14 protein-coding genes and 1 pseudogene are annotated in these 15,068 nt (G+C 69.4%); 7 read left to right on the top strand and 8 right to left on the bottom strand.

What is annotated here, in order from left to right; genetic code table 11:
- The first annotated feature begins 121 nt into the window (after nt 1-121).
- Nucleotides 122-1,096, top strand: coding sequence for a GlxA family transcriptional regulator (locus tag Raf01_RS16975; protein WP_239133670.1), 975 nt, complete (start codon nt 122-124; stop codon nt 1,094-1,096).
- 152 nt (nt 1,097-1,248) lie between these two features.
- Here Raf01_RS16975 and Raf01_RS16970 read toward each other — a convergent pair whose 3' ends face one another.
- On the bottom strand, nt 1,249-3,156 hold the full coding sequence (locus Raf01_RS16970; protein WP_203918871.1) for a S9 family peptidase: 1,908 nt from the start codon (nt 3,154-3,156) through the stop codon (nt 1,249-1,251).
- Between the two features lie 42 nt (nt 3,157-3,198).
- Nucleotides 3,199-3,915 carry a hypothetical protein gene (locus Raf01_RS49595; protein WP_239133669.1) on the bottom strand — a complete coding sequence of 239 codons (717 nt, stop codon included), beginning with the start codon at nt 3,913-3,915 and terminating at the stop codon, nt 3,199-3,201.
- A gap of 257 nt (nt 3,916-4,172) precedes the next feature.
- Between Raf01_RS49595 and Raf01_RS50880 the strand changes: the two are divergent.
- The 3 genes and pseudogenes from Raf01_RS50880 to Raf01_RS16955 all read left to right on the top strand — a co-directional run.
- Nucleotides 4,173-4,454, top strand: a pseudogene (locus tag Raf01_RS50880) (hypothetical protein); the annotation flags it as partial.
- A 24-nt stretch (nt 4,455-4,478) separates the two neighbouring features.
- Nucleotides 4,479-4,631 (top strand): adenylate kinase family protein, encoded by a 153-nt coding sequence (locus Raf01_RS49590; RefSeq protein ID WP_239133668.1) that lies wholly within the window; start codon nt 4,479-4,481, stop codon nt 4,629-4,631.
- Nucleotides 4,632-4,693: 62 nt separating this feature from the next.
- Nucleotides 4,694-5,176 carry an HAD domain-containing protein gene (locus tag Raf01_RS16955; protein ID WP_203918869.1) on the top strand — a complete coding sequence of 161 codons (483 nt, stop codon included), beginning with the start codon at nt 4,694-4,696 and terminating at the stop codon, nt 5,174-5,176.
- A 42-nt stretch (nt 5,177-5,218) separates the two neighbouring features.
- Here Raf01_RS16955 and Raf01_RS16950 read toward each other — a convergent pair whose 3' ends face one another.
- A complete protein-coding gene (locus Raf01_RS16950; RefSeq protein WP_203918868.1) occupies nt 5,219-5,551 on the bottom strand; it encodes a hypothetical protein in 333 nt (110 codons plus the stop codon).
- Between the two features lie 268 nt (nt 5,552-5,819).
- Here Raf01_RS16950 and Raf01_RS16945 point away from each other — a divergent pair, with 268 nt between their 5' ends.
- Nucleotides 5,820-6,821 carry an NAD(P)-dependent alcohol dehydrogenase gene (locus tag Raf01_RS16945; protein ID WP_203918867.1) on the top strand — a complete coding sequence of 334 codons (1,002 nt, stop codon included), beginning with the start codon at nt 5,820-5,822 and terminating at the stop codon, nt 6,819-6,821.
- A 72-nt stretch (nt 6,822-6,893) separates the two neighbouring features.
- Nucleotides 6,894-8,039 carry a right-handed parallel beta-helix repeat-containing protein gene (locus Raf01_RS16940; protein WP_203918866.1) on the top strand — a complete coding sequence of 382 codons (1,146 nt, stop codon included), beginning with the start codon at nt 6,894-6,896 and terminating at the stop codon, nt 8,037-8,039.
- A gap of 65 nt (nt 8,040-8,104) precedes the next feature.
- Here Raf01_RS16940 and Raf01_RS16935 read toward each other — a convergent pair whose 3' ends face one another.
- The 4 genes from Raf01_RS16935 to Raf01_RS16920 all read right to left on the bottom strand — a co-directional run bounded on the left by Raf01_RS16935 (nt 8,105) and on the right by Raf01_RS16920 (nt 13,082).
- Entirely contained in the window at nt 8,105-9,928 is a 1,824-nt protein-coding gene (locus Raf01_RS16935; RefSeq protein WP_203918865.1) for a glycoside hydrolase family 43 protein, read from the bottom strand.
- 180 nt (nt 9,929-10,108) lie between these two features.
- Nucleotides 10,109-12,094, bottom strand: a complete 1,986-nt coding sequence (locus Raf01_RS16930; protein WP_203918864.1) for a hypothetical protein — start codon at nt 12,092-12,094, stop codon at nt 10,109-10,111.
- Entirely contained in the window at nt 12,082-12,384 is a 303-nt protein-coding gene (locus Raf01_RS16925; RefSeq protein ID WP_308442653.1) for a PadR family transcriptional regulator, read from the bottom strand. Before Raf01_RS16925 ends, Raf01_RS16930 begins: the two co-directional genes overlap by 13 nt.
- A gap of 155 nt (nt 12,385-12,539) precedes the next feature.
- On the bottom strand, nt 12,540-13,082 hold the full coding sequence (locus Raf01_RS16920; protein ID WP_203918862.1) for an rRNA adenine N-6-methyltransferase family protein: 543 nt from the start codon (nt 13,080-13,082) through the stop codon (nt 12,540-12,542).
- Nucleotides 13,083-13,254: 172 nt separating this feature from the next.
- On the opposite strand from Raf01_RS16920, the gene Raf01_RS16915 reads away from it, so the two are divergent.
- A complete protein-coding gene (locus Raf01_RS16915) occupies nt 13,255-13,584 on the top strand; it encodes a hypothetical protein (RefSeq protein WP_203918861.1) in 330 nt (109 codons plus the stop codon).
- Nucleotides 13,585-13,649: 65 nt separating this feature from the next.
- On the opposite strand, the gene Raf01_RS16910 is transcribed toward Raf01_RS16915, so the two are convergent.
- Complete coding sequence (locus Raf01_RS16910) at nt 13,650-14,855, bottom strand: MFS transporter (protein WP_203918860.1); 1,206 nt, start codon at nt 14,853-14,855, stop codon at nt 13,650-13,652.
- Nucleotides 14,856-15,068: the final 213 nt, after the last annotated feature.

The following is a 15,068-nucleotide window of genomic DNA, read 5'->3' as shown; positions in this document are numbered from 1 at the left end:
CCTTCCATACTGCCCAACCATCGGGGTACGGCGCCGCCTTTGTCCGGCCAGGAACCACTGATATCCGGACAGGGGGTCCCGGATGATCGCCGCACGGATCCGGTTCTGAGGGACCGGGATGGTGAACGCCGGTCCCCACTCCGTCGCGATCCTCGTCTATGACGGGGTGACGCTGTTGGACGTCGCCGGTCCCGCGGAGGTGTTCAAGGAGGCGAACCGGTTCGGTGCCCACTACCGGATCCTGTTGCTGTCGCCGACCGGTGCGGAGGTCACGTCCAACCTCGGGGTCCGGATCGCGGTCGACGGCGCCGTCTCCTCGCAGCCTGCTTTCGACACGCTACTGGTGGCCGGGTCCGACCGCTATCCGCGCGCCCGCATTCCCGGCGACCTGGCGGACGCCGCGCGGATACCGGCGGCGGCCGCCGGCCGGGTCGCGTCGATCTGCACCGGGGCGTTCGTCCTCGCCGCCGCCGGCCTCCTCGACGGCAAGCGTGCCACGACGCACTGGCAGGTCGCGCCCGAGCTGGCCGCCCGGTGTCCGACGTGCCGCGTCGAGCCCGACGCGATCTACGTTCGCGATGGCACCACGTACACGTCGGCGGGGGTGACCGCCGGCATCGATCTGGCGCTCGCTCTCGTCGAAGAGGACCACGGCCCCGATCTGACGCGCGATGTCGCCCGCGCCCTGGTGGTGTACATGCAGCGGGCGGGCGGCCAGTCCCAGTTCTCGGCGCCACTGCAAGGACCACCGCCCCGCTCGCCGGCCCTCCGCGACATCACCGACTTGGTGGCGGCGAATCCCCGCGGGGACCACTCGCTCGGGCAACTCGCGAAACACCTCAACGTGAGCACCCGGCAGCTCACCCGGCTCTTCCACGACGAACTGTCCACGACACCGGCCCGCTACGTGGAAAACATCCGATTCGACCTGGCCAGGGCACTGCTCGACCAGGGACACAGCGCGACGCAGGCCGCGAACCTCGCCGGATTCCCCAGTTACGAAAGCATGCGACGGGTCTTCGCCAGGCGGCTGTCGATCAGCCCCGCCGCCTACCAACGCCGATTCGGTACGGCCCGCCGCGCCGCCGCGGGCTAACGGCCGTCGTGCAAGGCTCGGCTGTCGACAGGTGGCCGTGTCCGCCACGCGGCACAAAGTACGAGAGCGCCGATCGCGGCCACTGAGAAGTTCGGAGCATCGGCATGGTGACTGTGTGCGATCTCGAAAGGTCACGCCGCGATGGTCGTGGCTCATCGAGACCGGCGCTGGAGGCTGCGATCGAACCAGGCGCGGGTTCGGCGCAGGACGTCGAGTTGGTGGTTGCGTTCCCGGATCGAGTGGCCCTCGCGCGGGTAGACCACAAACTCGTGCTCCACGCCAAAGTGGCGTAGCGCGCGGTGGAAGTACACGGCCTGACCGAGAGGGACGTTGGTGTCCTCAGCGCCGTGCAGGATGAGCACCGGCGTGTGGATCCGGCTGGCGAACGAGATCGGGCTGACCGCGTCATGTGGGTGCGGGCCGATGCCCGACCAGCCGGTGCTGCCACCGAGCGCAGCCTCGAACTGCCCGTTCTCCCCGGTCGCGGCGAGCATCCCCCAGTCGATGACACCGGCGCTGACCAGCGCGGCGCGAAACCGGTCGGTCTGCCCGATCGCCCAGGCGGCCATGAACCCGCCGTGGCTCCCGCCAGCGATGCCCAGCCGATCGGGGTCGGCGATGCCCTCGGCGATGAGCAGGTCGATGCCGGTCAGGATGTCGGTCCACTCCTCCCGGCCGACCCTCCCGGCGACGCTGGCCGCGAACTCGTGACCGTGGCCCTGGCCGCCGCGCGGGTTGGGCAGGAACACCGCGTATCCAGCGGTGGCCAGCCACTGCGCGCTGGGGAACCAGAACAGCTGGAGGCGATCGGCGTACCGGTCGTAGGGGCCTCCGTGCACGATCGTGACGAGCGGGAACGGGCCGTCCGACGCGGTTTTGCCGACCGGCAGTACGAGCAAGCCGTCCAGGTCGAGGCCGTCGGCGGCGCGGTAGGCCAGCGGTTGCTGAGTACCGAGAGGGATGCCGTCCAACTCCGGACGGCTGTCGGTGACCTTCCGCAGCGGCCCGGTCAGCGGTCCGATGTGGACATTCGCGGGCTGGTAGCGGGTGCCGGCCAGTACCGCGATTGTCTCGCCGGTCGGTGTGGTGGTGAGGTCGTCGAGGCGTCCGGGATGCTGCGACAGCGCCGTCGGGCCGGTGGGATCGAGCCGGGTCACGGTGGTGTTCAGGCCGTCGGCGAACAGTACCAGTGGGGCGGCATTGGTCTGGCGCAGTTCGGTGGGGCACATCGACAGGCCGGCGGTGCGGTTGCGCGTGGTCTGGTTTTCGACGCTCAGGTCAAACACGGCGGTGCCGGCCTGCAGGACCGGTGGGGTGAGGGCGACGTATCCGAGGTGCCAACCGTCCTCGCCAGGCCACCAGGCCAGAGATCGTGCTTCGACCTCGGTCGGCCCGAGGTCCTCGACGGTTCCGGTTGCGGGGTCGAACAGGTGCAGTTGGCCGGTACGAGGTCCGTAGTCGTTGTCGGCGCTGGCCTGGGTGAGCACGGCGAGCGGCCCGCCGTCGGGACGCTGCCGCAGTTCCACGACGTGCCGGCCGTCGAACACATCCGGGGTGGTGACCCGGCCGGCGCTCAGGTCGAGCAGGCGCAACCGGGCATGGGATTCGTGCTCGCCGACGACAATGGCGTCGTCGCGGTCTCGGTCACGACGGGCGGACTGCTCGGTGGGCTCGTCCTCGGCGATCAGAGCGACCAGGTTGGCGTCGGCCAGCAGCAGGTGGTCGATGACGCCGGCGCCCCAACTGGTCAACGCGGTCACCGTGCCGTCGGCGAGGGTGAGCCGGTGCACCTGCGGGGTACCGCGGTCGGCCCGGTCGGACAGGAAGAACAGGGTCTGCGAGTCCACGGACCAGCGGGGCTGGGACTCCGCCGCGGTGTCGGTGGTCACCCGGCGCGACGCGGCGTCATCGGCGTCGACGAGCCACAGTTCGGTGTCGAGGTGGTCGCCGATCCGGCTGGCGGGAGCGAGAACGTAACAGAGCAGACGCCCATCGGGGGCGAGCACCGGGGTCTGCGGGACGCGAGCATCAACCACGAGCTCGGCGGTCAAGACTGTCATGCGATCAGTCTGCCAACTCCGTCAGCGCCTGCCGGACGGCGACTACCCGGGACCGAAGCTGACCTGCGCCATGTCCGTTCCGTCGTCGTCTCTGACGAGCAGTTCCTTGTACCGCTGCGGGTCCGCCTCAGCGATGGCCCGGGCCTGGGCTACCAGATCGTGCAGGTTCGCGGGGTAGTACTCGGCCCTCAGAAGAAAGCCATGGGCCAACCATTCACGAGTCGGTGGGTGTTCACACTCGACGAATGCGGTCAGGCAGGCCATCCGGTACTGGCCGCGCAGGTCGGCCACCTCGTCGTCGGCCGTCCGGCTGGCCTGAGTGGGCCGGTGCTCGTGTAGCGCCTCCCAGGACTTGTACGTCAGGGTGACCTGGCTCCAGTACCAGGCGCGGACCGCGCAGACCTTCTTGTGCGCCGGGCCGGTCTCGACTACTGAGATCAGAGAACGCTGAACGGTACGTCGCCCGACGGCGTTGAGGACGGGACGAATCAGTTGTTTGTTGAAGGACACGTCCTCGTCGCAGGCGATCGTCTCGAGTATCCGGTCAGCGACGGCAGCGGCCAGGTCGGGCCGAGCGGTCAGCAGGTCACCAAGGTGCATCCGCTTGGCGTTGCGGCGCTCGTACGCCCGGAAGCGTTCGTCGCTGCGGTACGGCTCAGGGATCTCCGCGGGCTGCCACCCGGGGCACAGGTCGGCGAGCAGACCATCGAGCCGCCGCTCGAACTCGGTATCGAGGTCACCGTCTGCCCAGTCCCGCATCGCACAATCATGCCCTGCCGGGCCGGCCAGGGTCGAAGTGGTTACGGCATGGCACGATGTCGCTGTGGCGTCGACGATCAGGCTTGCCCTGCTTGGACCGCCCGGAGCGCAGACGGACACCGTGGCCGGCTATCTCGCCGTCAGGCTCAGGGTGCCCGCGGTCTCGATTCTGGATGCCGTCCAGGCGGCGACGCGCGCGGGATCGGAACTCGGCGATCAGCTGCTCCGGCTCATGAAAGCCGAGCAGCCACCTCCGGATGAACTCATCGCCACGCTTGTCTTACGCCGGCTGGCCGAGCCCGACGCGACCGGCGGCTTCGTGTTCTGGGCCGGCGACGCGCCGCCGGCACTGCCGCTTCTGTTGCGCTCGTTGGAGCCCCCCCGAGATTCGAGTCGTCGAGCTGGTACTAGCCGACGCCGAGGCACAGCGGCGGCTGACCGGGCGCCGCCTCTGTCGCGGCTGTGGGAAGCTCTGGCACATCGAATCGGCGCCAGCGCTCGACGCGGACCTATGCGACCGGTGCGGCGGAGAGCTGTTTCAGCGGCCCGACGATTTTCCATCGGTGGTCTCCCGGCGCTTGAGCGTGTACCGCGAACACAGCGGCCCGATCCTGGCGCACTACCGCGCGGCGGCCCGTCTGATCAGCGTCGACGCCGCCCACCCTGCCCAGGAGATCGCCGCCGACGTGACCGGCCGAATCGATCAGCACAGCTAAGCGGTCGGTGACATCGTTGCCGGCCGCTCGCTCGCTCGGTGGGCACTCATAAAATGGAACCCGTGGATCAGACGGTGCCCGTTGTCCTGCTCGATCTGGATGGCGTCCTGAATCCGTTCGCCGCGCCTACCTGTCCAGACGGCTACCAGGAACGCGTGTTCTTCGAGGGCGAGGAGCCAGAGCGATATTGCGTCGCGCATGGCGGCTGGATCCGCGAACTCGCTGCCGTGGGAGAGGTGTGGTGGGCAACCGGCTGGGGCGAGAACGCCAACGAACTCTACCTGCCGCTGCTGGGCGTGGAGCCGTTGCCCGTGGTCCGTTTCCCGCCGGTCCCGTTCGAAACCGAACTCAAGGTTCCAGCGATCGACGCTGTCGTCGGCGACCGTCCGGCGGCCTGGATCGACGACAACCACACTCCGGCGGCTCACCGGTGGGCCGCCGAACGCCTCGCGCCTACGCTGCTTGTGTCGATCGATCCGGCGCTCGGTTGGACGCGCGCGGACGTGGACCGCGTACGCGATTGGGCGAAGTGCCTACGACGGTGAGGGGGACGGTGTCGATACCGCATGGCGTGAGCGCCGCAGACGTCACTTCTTCCTCGTGGCCCTCATGGCGTCCACGGCTTCAACACTCGATTTCAGGTCCGCACCAGTCAGTTCGCGGTACATCTTGATGGCTTGGATCCTCTGCCCGGTCTCGACGAGTTCATGGACCGACGCCATGGTCGAGGGCAGCCGCTCCCGGGTTGGCGGCTCGCGTCGTGGCCACACAGCCTCACGCCACGTCGCTCCGGAGATCCGGCGTACGACCCAGGTGACAATCAGGACCACGAGGAACGCGCCGCCGACCGCCGCCAGGCCACCGTGCTGGTCGCCAAAGAGCTTGTCCGCGACGAGGTAATTGACCAGCCCGACCGTCAAGACCCTGGACGGGAGTCCGTCCAGCCGGCGTAGCTTCTTCCAATCCATCCCGGTGCTCCCCCTGCACGGCCGAACTTGGTGGTCACTGGAGGCCATTCACATCGGCTGAGAGTAGACGGCGTTTACACAACCGCGATCACCGGCGGGCTCGGCGGACCCTCGTCGATGACTGTGCCTCCGGGGGTTTCCCCGATGTGGGCCCGCGACCGCGGCTCCTACCATCGATGCAGGCCGGGCTCACCGGCGGGCCGGCGGAGAGGCGGCGGCGATGAAGGCGATCGTGCAGGACCGGTACGGCTCCCCCGACGTGCTCGCGCTGCGCGAGGTGTCGCGGCCCGAGCCCGGCGAGGGACAGGTGCTGGTGCGCGTCCGGGCGGCCACGCTCAACGCTCGGGACTGGCACCTGATGCGCGGCGACCCGTACCTTGCCCGGCTGGGCATGGGCCTGCGCCGCCCCAAGCTACGTGGCCGGGGCTCTGACTTCGCTGGCGAGGTGGACACGGTCGGCCCGGGCGTGACCGGACTGCACCCCGGCGAGGAGGTCTTCGGCGAGGCCGACGGCGCCCTGGCCGACTACGTGTGCGCCCCAGCCGCCCTGGTGGTGCGCAAGCCCGCGAACCTCAGCTTCGCCCAGGCGGCGTCGCTGCCACTGGCTGGCGCCACCGCGCTGGAAGCGCTGCGCGACGTCGGTCGAATCCGACCCGAGCAGCGCCTGCTGGTCAACGGCGCCTCCGGCGGCGTGGGTACCTTCGCCGTGCAACTCGGCGTGCATCTGGGCGCCGAGGTGACCGCGGTATGCAGCACCCGCAACGTCGACCTGCTGCATTCGCTCGGCGCGCACCACGTGATCGACTACACCCGGCACGACTTCACCGCTTTCCATGCCGACGCGGCCGGCCCGGGCCAGGGGCAGCGATACGATCTGATTTTCGACCTGGTGGGCAACCGGTCCCTGACCGACCTGCGGCGCGTGCTGGCCCCGACCGGCACCCTGTTGCTCAGCGGCGGCGGGGTCTCCCGGGGCGGGAGCCTGATCGGGCCGCTCGGGCTGATCCTCAAGGCCCGGCTCGCCGCACCGTTGACACGCCGGCAACGGCTGGTGGTCTTCGCTGCGCACCCGACCGGGGAGCACCTGACAGTGCTCGCCCAGCTTGCCGCCAACGGCACGATCACGCCGGTCATCGACGGGCAGTACCCGCTCGCGCAGGCGGCCGAGGCCATGCGATACCTGGAGGTCGAGCACGCCCGGGGCAAGGTGGTCATCGGCTGACCATCCACACCGCGGTACTCCGCGGGATAGGGTGCTGGACGTGTCATCCACATCCATCTCTGCGGGGAGAGCATGAAGAAGATCTTCAGCATTGTCGCCGTGGCCGTCGTCGCCTTGGGCGTCACGTCCTTTGCCCGGCCGGCCTCGGCGGCCGGTGTCCAGACCATCTACATGAACGCCAACGGGTCCGACACCAACGACGGCGCGACGACGACGACCGCGGTGAAGACCCTGACCCGGGTCCAGCAACTGGTGGCGGCGGGCCCGCTGGACGAGGACGTCGAGGTGCGGATCCACGCGGGTACGTATGTTGCCGCGGGCATCACCTGGACCACGTACCGGCCGGGTTACACGATTTCGTTCATGCCGGACGATTACCAGTACGGCGAGGGGCTGCCCGGCATCGCCGCCCGCCCGGTGTTCGTGAACGCGCGGGCCAGCGGATCGAACCGGTACATCGGCGATCCGTGGTTCATGGCATGCGCGGGTAACGCGGGCCAGCCGCTGAACGCCGGTGGCACCTCGGGCCTCGGCTTCTACTACCTGACGGTCGAGATGTTCGCCCCTTCGGCGATCTCGCTGGACGGATCGGCCGGCCCATGTGGCGGGGCCTACCACGCTTCCTCGGGTCTGGGGCTGCCATCGGCCCGGGGTCTGAACGGCAACACCATCTTCGGAATGCTGATCACCGACATCGGCAACGCCTACACGGGCGGCAGTTGCACCGACGAGAACTGGCTCCGCTGTGGGTACGGCGGCATCGTGCTGACCGAGTCGTCGAACAACCGGATCGCCAACAACTCGTTCGTGGACCTGCGCAACTCGGAGAACAGCTACATCCACGCGCTCTACATGACGCACAAGAGTTCGCACAACACGTTCTCCGCCAACTCCATCACCGGCGTCAGCAGCGATCCGGTGAAGGTACGGGATGCGAGCGACTACAACACGTTCGACTCGAACACGTTCGGGGCCAACGACTTCGTCCGCTCCTCCACCCAGGGCGCGCACTACCGGGAAGAGGTCGGCGACGGCGACTGCTCGTCCTACCACAACAGGTTCACCAACAACGACCTCGGCACCTGGCTGATCGGCAGCTCGGCCAACCTGCCCACGTGGGTGCTCGACCCGGCCGGCGCGACCTGGCCCGGCAGTGCGGGCTGCCCTGCCCTGCCGGCGGGCGAGACGCGGCTGACGACCGCGGGCAACACCTACTAGTCACACTTCCGGTGCCGGTCTGCAGTCAGCCGAAATGACGGCGGACCGGCACCGCCGACTGCGGGTCAGGCCGGTCGGTTCGTCACGACGACTCGTACCACCTGGGTTACCGGTTCGGAGTGCGCTCCCCGGCGATTGACGACGTCCACGTACTGGCCGCTCGCCAGCCGGCGCTGATAGGCGAGCGTCACCACCGCGGTGCCCGGACGCAGACCGGTCAGCGTGGCGGACGACGCTCCGTCCGCCGCGACCGCGACAACGTCCGGCCGGTCGACGCCGACGACAACCCGGTTGAGCGGATTGGCCAGTGGCATGGGAACCCGATTGGCGCTCTGTACGGTCCAGGTGGCCGGCGCCGACTGGCCGACGGAGACTACGACCTTGCCCGCGCTCGTGGTGAGCCGGTATGGCGCGACACCCGAGGGCACCGGCTCGTCCGACACCGACTCCACAGTGGACAGAGCGGGAACGCCGTGCGCGTCGACACCCGCACCATCCATGAGGAGCCTGGACGTGTACAGCTTGCGGGGACCGTCCGCCGGACGCCCGTGGTGCACGTAGTACGACTCCTGGCCGTCGGGCGAGAAGGCGAGGCTGCCGTGCCCGGTACCCGAGATGGGCAGGCTCAGATCCTCGCTGAGAATGGGATTGCCGGCATACTTCGTGAACGGGCCGAGCGGCCCGCTGGATGTCGCGTACCCCACGCCGTAGTACTCGTTCTCCCAGTTGTTCGCCGAGTAGAGCAGGTAGTACACGCGCACGGGCTTGCCGCGGCCGTCGCGTACGTGCCGGACAAAGGTGGTCGAGCCCTCCTCCCACCGGCGGTCCTTGCGCGTGCCGTGGTAGAGGGTGTAGTCGTTCACGTGCGCGTTTTCCCACGCCTGCGGGTCGGCCCCGTAGCTCAGGATCGGCGCGTACCCGTCGCGGCGTGCCCCCGGTGGAGCGTCCACGCGCTTGTTCGCGTCCCTGTATGCCGGCGCGATACTGGGCAGGGTCGAGCCGGTCGGGTCGTTCCACCAGTCCCGGGTCAGCTCCACGGCATAGATGTTCGACTCCTCGATGTACTTGCCCAGTTCGGTGTCCCAGACCCAGTTCCGGTAGGCGTTGCGGGAGAAGTACAGGTAGATGCGCCCGTCCTCATCGAAGAACACGTCGGGGTCGATGAAGGGGATGTAGGTGCCCAGGGGTGCGGTGAGCCCCTCCGCCAGGGTGGCCGGCGGCTTCAGCTGCGTCGCGTCCATGATCAGATTGACGTCGTGATAGTCGGGGTCGTACGGGAAGTAGTCGATCGGGTGGTTGGCGATCGACGAGAACGGACCCGCCGGTGAGTCCGCCACCGCCACGCCCACCTTGCACGGCTCCTCGAAGGAGGCGTACCCGAAGTCACGTTCCACGTTGTCGCGCTGCCGGGCCGCGTAGAACATGAAGTATTTGCCCGTGCTGCGGTTGTGGTAGACGGCCGGTGCCCAGAACCAGTCCCTCCCCCACCGGTTGGGTTCGTCGGCCGGGATGGCACCGCCGGGGAGCTGCTCCCACGTAACGAGGTCGGGCGAGCGGTAGACCGCGAACAGATAGGAACGGCCGTCCACCGTCGTGGCGCCGTCGGTGCTGTACGCGTAGTAGTACCCGCTCACGTCGTGTAGGACGAACGGATCGGCGGCGTTGAACTGCGCGTCGTTGTAGTACGTGGCGTTCGTGCCGCGACCGTTGACGGGCGGCTTGGACTGCCCGGCCTTCTGCCCGGCGGGCGCGGATGCCGCGGCGGCGCCGGGGGCGGCGAGCGCGGCGCCGGCGCCGGCCAGGGCGGACAACTGGAGGAAACGGCGGCGCGACGCGCGCGATCCAGGACTGATGTTTGCGGGTACGGCGCTGCCTTCGATCTCGGACAAGGGCTCTCCCGGGACGACCAGGTGTGGCGATCCCGCGAGTACGCGATCGCGGGGATCACTCGGACGGAGATCCCCATCGAACCCCAAATTTCGGCATGGGTCAACATTTGCGAACGAAACCGTGGAGCGCCGGGCTGCGGTCCGGCTCGTCGCACCCCACGGATTCGTCCTATGTGGACATCAGTCGGGCGGCAACTCGACGGGACGGTTCCGCCCCGACTCACCAATCACCAGCAGCCCGCCCAGGACGACCCCGGCCAGTACAGCCGGCATCATGAGAATCACGTCCTCATCGGCTGAGTTGATCGGTGGGTTGCCGGCCAGTGCGGTGAAGACGCCGCCGACGTTGATGAGCATGAGTGCGATGACGGCGGGCGTGAACACTACGGGGAACACCAGCAGGGTGCCTGCGGCCACCGCCGGGTACCGCAACCATTGACTTGGCTTTTCCGGCCGCCGCCAGGCCACGACCGCGACGCAGATCGCCAGCAGTGCGGTGAAGCCCAGCCCGAGCGGCATGCGCGCCGAGGTTGGCTTGGGGTACCAGTCGCGCAGCAACCAGGGCATCGCAACGGCGACCGCGCCGCCGAGGCAGCAGATCGAGTACCGGATCCGGGAGAGACGGGGGGCGGCGCTGAAGGCAGCGCCGATCGCGATGAGCCCGAGCGCGCAGCTGGCCCCCGCGCTGCCCAGGTTGAGCGCGGGCTCGGTGTCGGTCGGCGACTCGGTCAGCAGGCTCACGCCGGACAGCACCGTGCCGACGGCCGCCACGACGAGCAGCCCGGCGCGGTGACGTGTCCCCCGACCGGTCATGCCGCGGTAGCAGCCGACGACCGCCACCCCCGCCGCGACGGCCGCCAGGGAAATGCCGCCGTGCGACAGTTCGGCCCGGTCGAACGCGACGTCGGCCGCCAGCCAGACCAGCCCACCGAGGAGCGCCTCGGCGGTGGCCCGCCGCCGGGCGCGGGCGCAGACGACGACCGCGAGCACCACGGCGACGATGGCGTCCCAGCGCAGCTCCCTGGCCCAGTAGGTATTGTTCCCGCCCATCGATCCGGCCGCCGGCTCGCTCATCGGCTGCAGCAGCACCAGGCCGATCGCCCACAGCACCGCCGCACCCGCCGCCGCCACTGTCACCGCCACCTGTGTGGTGGTCAACCGGCGAGTCCGGACCTCGCCGTCCAGCGCCGACAACTCGCCGGCCACCGAGTCCAGGGAATCCAAGGAATCCACGGCGGCAATGAAATCCACGGCGGCCACGGCGCCGACGCTCGGCACCACGGTCGGCCCCGTCGCGGTCGCGCCCGCCAGCCGCGGCCGGGCCGCGGCCCACCCGAACGACACCGCGCACACCGTCAACGGCAACAGCCGGCAGGCGATCAGCGCGATCTGCCACCGACCCTCGCCGCCACCGAACGCCCCGAACGGCGCCGCCGCCACCGGAGCCAGGACGGATGCGAGCAACGCTCCGGCCGCAGCAACGCCCCAGCTCCGGCGTGTCTGCCCGGCCGCGACGCGGCGGCACGCGACGACGACCACCGCGAAGGTCACCAGCGCCCAGGCCAGGATCGTGGTCGCGAAGCCACCGCGGCGAACGCCGGCGAACGCCTCTTCGCTTCCTCCCTGCCATGCGACGATGAGGACGGCGCCGAGAATGCCGACCGCAAGGCCGGCGCGTCTCCAGATCCCGGCACCCCGCGCGCTCGCGCCGGCGCGGCCGCCCAGCCACCAGCCGGCAACCGCCGCGTAGGCCGATGTGAGCGCGGCGGCCAGGGCTGCGACGATGAGAGCGATCCGGAGATACGACGATTCCTCGTGGATTGCTCGATGATCGAGCAGCAGGCTGTTGAGCAGCATCTGCGCGGTCAGCCAGAACCCGAGGCTGAACCCGCCCGCGAGCAGTAGCCCGAGCGACGCGCGCAGCACCGGACCGGGCGCGCGCCACCATTCTCCGCGGCTGCTCGGCAAGCCGTGTTCGTCATAGGTCAGCGGACTGGCAGCCAGGCTCACTGCGAACGTCAACCGCCGCCACGCGTTACCGGGTTCCCGCTCGAGCGCCGCCAGTTCGGCGAGCCACTCCTGGGCCAGGCCGTCGCGCAGCTCTGCCGGCCAACGGCGGACCCCGAGCCGCAGGCAGCCGCGGGTGAGACGGGTCAGGATTCCCATGTCGGCCTCGGTTTCACTGCGCCGCGCCGCGGCGTGCGCCGCTGCCGGTACGCCGCGAGCTCGGCACGGGCGCTCTGCGCGCCGTGCGGCGTGAGCCGGTACCAGCGGCGGGCCGGCCGGCCCGCCTGCACTGGGTCGATGTCCTCCCAGTGCGTCTGCAGCCATCCGATGCCCTGCAGCCGGATGAGGATTGGGTAGATGGTGCCGCTCGGGCAGCCGGTGGCGCGCATGACGTCGAGCCCGTAGCGCTCGACAGTCGGATCGGCCAGGAAGACCTCGAGGACCTGCACGAGAGTATTGGTGATCCGTAACGGCGGGGCCATGGCGGCTTATGCTACATAGGGTGGCGGCGTTCCGCTACATAGGGGTCGGCGGAAGACATAGTCCCCGCACGATCCATGGTCCCTGCGCGATCCGTCACCCGGGTGGTCCGGCGAGAACCAAGTCAACGGCGCCGCCGCACCACAAGGACGGAGGAGTCGACCTGGGGCGGCGGCCGGAAGGCCCGACGTGGAAGCGCGAGGCCCGGCCGTAGCTCCCACTGGCGCAGCCAACGTCCGGCGCCCGGCGCCCGTCCCTCCGCGAAGCGCCGCACCACCGCCCGCTGCAGCACGAGATCTGCGGCAAACAGCCGTGAGTGGGCACCCAACAGCGTGCGCAGCAGCCGGCTGGAAATGGCGTACGGCGGACTGGCCACCACCCGGAACGGGCGGCGGGGAAGCCGCAACGAGCCGGCATCCGCGCGCACGACGGTGACGGGTGCCGCGGCGAAGCGCTCCCGCAGCCGGCCTACCCGTCCGGGGTGCAGTTCCACCGCGATGACCCGGGCGCCGGCGGCCACAAGGTGCGTGGTCAGCGCGCCCTCGCCGGCGCCGACGTCCAGCACCAGGTCGCCGGGCCGCACCTGGGCGTCCGCGACGATCCGCGCGGCCCACTGGTCACTGAGCGGGTGCCAACCCCATGGTGTCGGTGCCGGTAAGCCGGACACGGCGCACCGCGAACATGGCGAAGTTCATGGAGCGCGACGCTATCCGGCCGGTCGGCCCGCTACAACCGGATTAACGCCGCACCGTATCGCCGCTGTCGTCCGGTGCGGCGAGATGGGCCACTTCTCGCGCAGCCGCTTGGACGAACGCGATCAGCGTCTGCGACGATGAACCATGACAACCGGCTGGCGACGCCGTTTCGACCCTCTGGCAGCGCTTCCGGCGGCGATTGCCGTCATCATGATCGGCGTCTACCTCGCGCTGATCCGCGCGCAGGACGGTGAGGTGGCGGGCTTGTTCCTCGGCGGAATGGCCCTGGCCGCACTCCTTGCGATCTATGCCGTGGCCCGCCACGCGCCGCTACGACGGTCAGCGCTGGCGGTGTCGGGCGCCGTGATGGCGGTGCTGGGATTCTTCGGCATCCTGACGATCGGACTTCCCATCCTCGTCGCGGGTGTTGTGGCCCTGGTCGATGTGGCGGGTAGCACCAAGCCAACTCGATAGTCGGCCAGCTCCGCGTCTTCAGATCCATGCCGGCCGCCATGACGACCGGCATCTTGCCCCGTGCGCTATCGCTCGCTGCCCGAGCCGTCGGATTCCGGCCATCTCATGCCTAGCGCCGCGTCGGCGAGGGCGGTGGCGATGAGCAGTGCGAGTCCGACGCGCAGGCTGGTCTTGTCCGCGACGGTTCCTACCAGGATCGGGCTGATGACGAAGGCGCTGTACCCGGCGGCCGTGGTGGTGGCGACGGCTTGTGCCGACCGGTCCGGGGCCGATCGGCCCGCCAGTGACAGCGCACTGGGAACGATCGGAGCGACGGCGAAGCCAACGAGCAGCAATCCGGCGATCGCAATGCCAGGAGACGCAGCGCTGACGGCCACAGCCACGCCGCCTGCGGCGAGGAGTCCTCCTGCCATGACGGTTACGCGTTCCCGCCATCGGCCAAGCACGCGGGACGCCAGGACCCGGCCGATCACCGATGCCAGGTGGTAGCTGGCGATGCCCACGCCGGTGAGCAGGACGGTGGAACCCAGCGTGGTGCGCAGGTAGACGGCGAGGAAGCTTTCCAGGGCACCGTCGCCGAAGAAGGTGACGGCGACCAGTGCGACAGCGAAGACTACGGCGGGGATCCTCAACGGAAACGGCCCTTGCCGTCGCTGCGCCCTGCTTACGGCTACTGTGGTGCGAGGCGGCAGAGGCGCGACGACAGCGTTCATGGCGGCGGCTGCCAGGACCGTGGCCAGGCCGACGTAGACAGTGCGGAATCCGACACCGGACCAGAGTGCGACCCCGGTACCCATGGCGCCGACCGCAGCGCCGAGGCTGAATCCGGTGTGCAAGCCGGTCATCGCTCGGACACCATGGACGCGCTCGTAGTCGGAACCGACCGCGTTCGCACCGAGATCGATAAAGCTGACGGACAGACCGTACAAGGCAATCGCCGCGATCAGTCCGCTCAGGGAGTGGACGCGGGCGAGCCAGACGAACGCCGTCGCCGTGCTAGCGAAGCCGGTGAACAAGACCGGACGCCTGCCCAACCGGTCGGCGAGGTACCCACCGGCGATGAGCGTGACGACACCTGCTGCCGAGGCGGCCGTGACGGCGGTGCCCAGTGATTGAGGATCGAGCCGTAGCGCGGCCGCGAGGTTCGCGAGCTGGACGGCCCAGACACCCACGTGAAACCCGAGAACGAAAAAGTTCAGGAGAGCGGCGCGACGATGGCGACGCCGATCGTGGACGGCAGGGCGCAGTCCATCGCGGTACTGAGCGATCATGGAGGCTCCTGGAGAACGCGGAAGAAATGGACCGCGTCCGGGCAGCCGTCAGCGGCCGGTTGCCCACCGGCCGAGTCTGCCGCTGCGATGAAGACGGACGCGTGGGGTCACCACGCGCCGGGTGTCTCCCCCTCGCCCAGTTCGCCGTTCTCCTGGTGGATCACACCCGCACCATAAGGACAGCCATAGGACTTCTGCCACCCATTTTGGACT

This window comes from Rugosimonospora africana, from assembly GCF_016862975.1.
In the GTDB taxonomy this organism is placed as follows: Bacteria; Actinomycetota; Actinomycetes; order Mycobacteriales; family Micromonosporaceae; genus Rugosimonospora; species Rugosimonospora africana.
The sequence above is the reverse complement of the archived record's forward strand: the minus strand, read 5'-3'. Positions and strand labels throughout refer to the sequence as shown.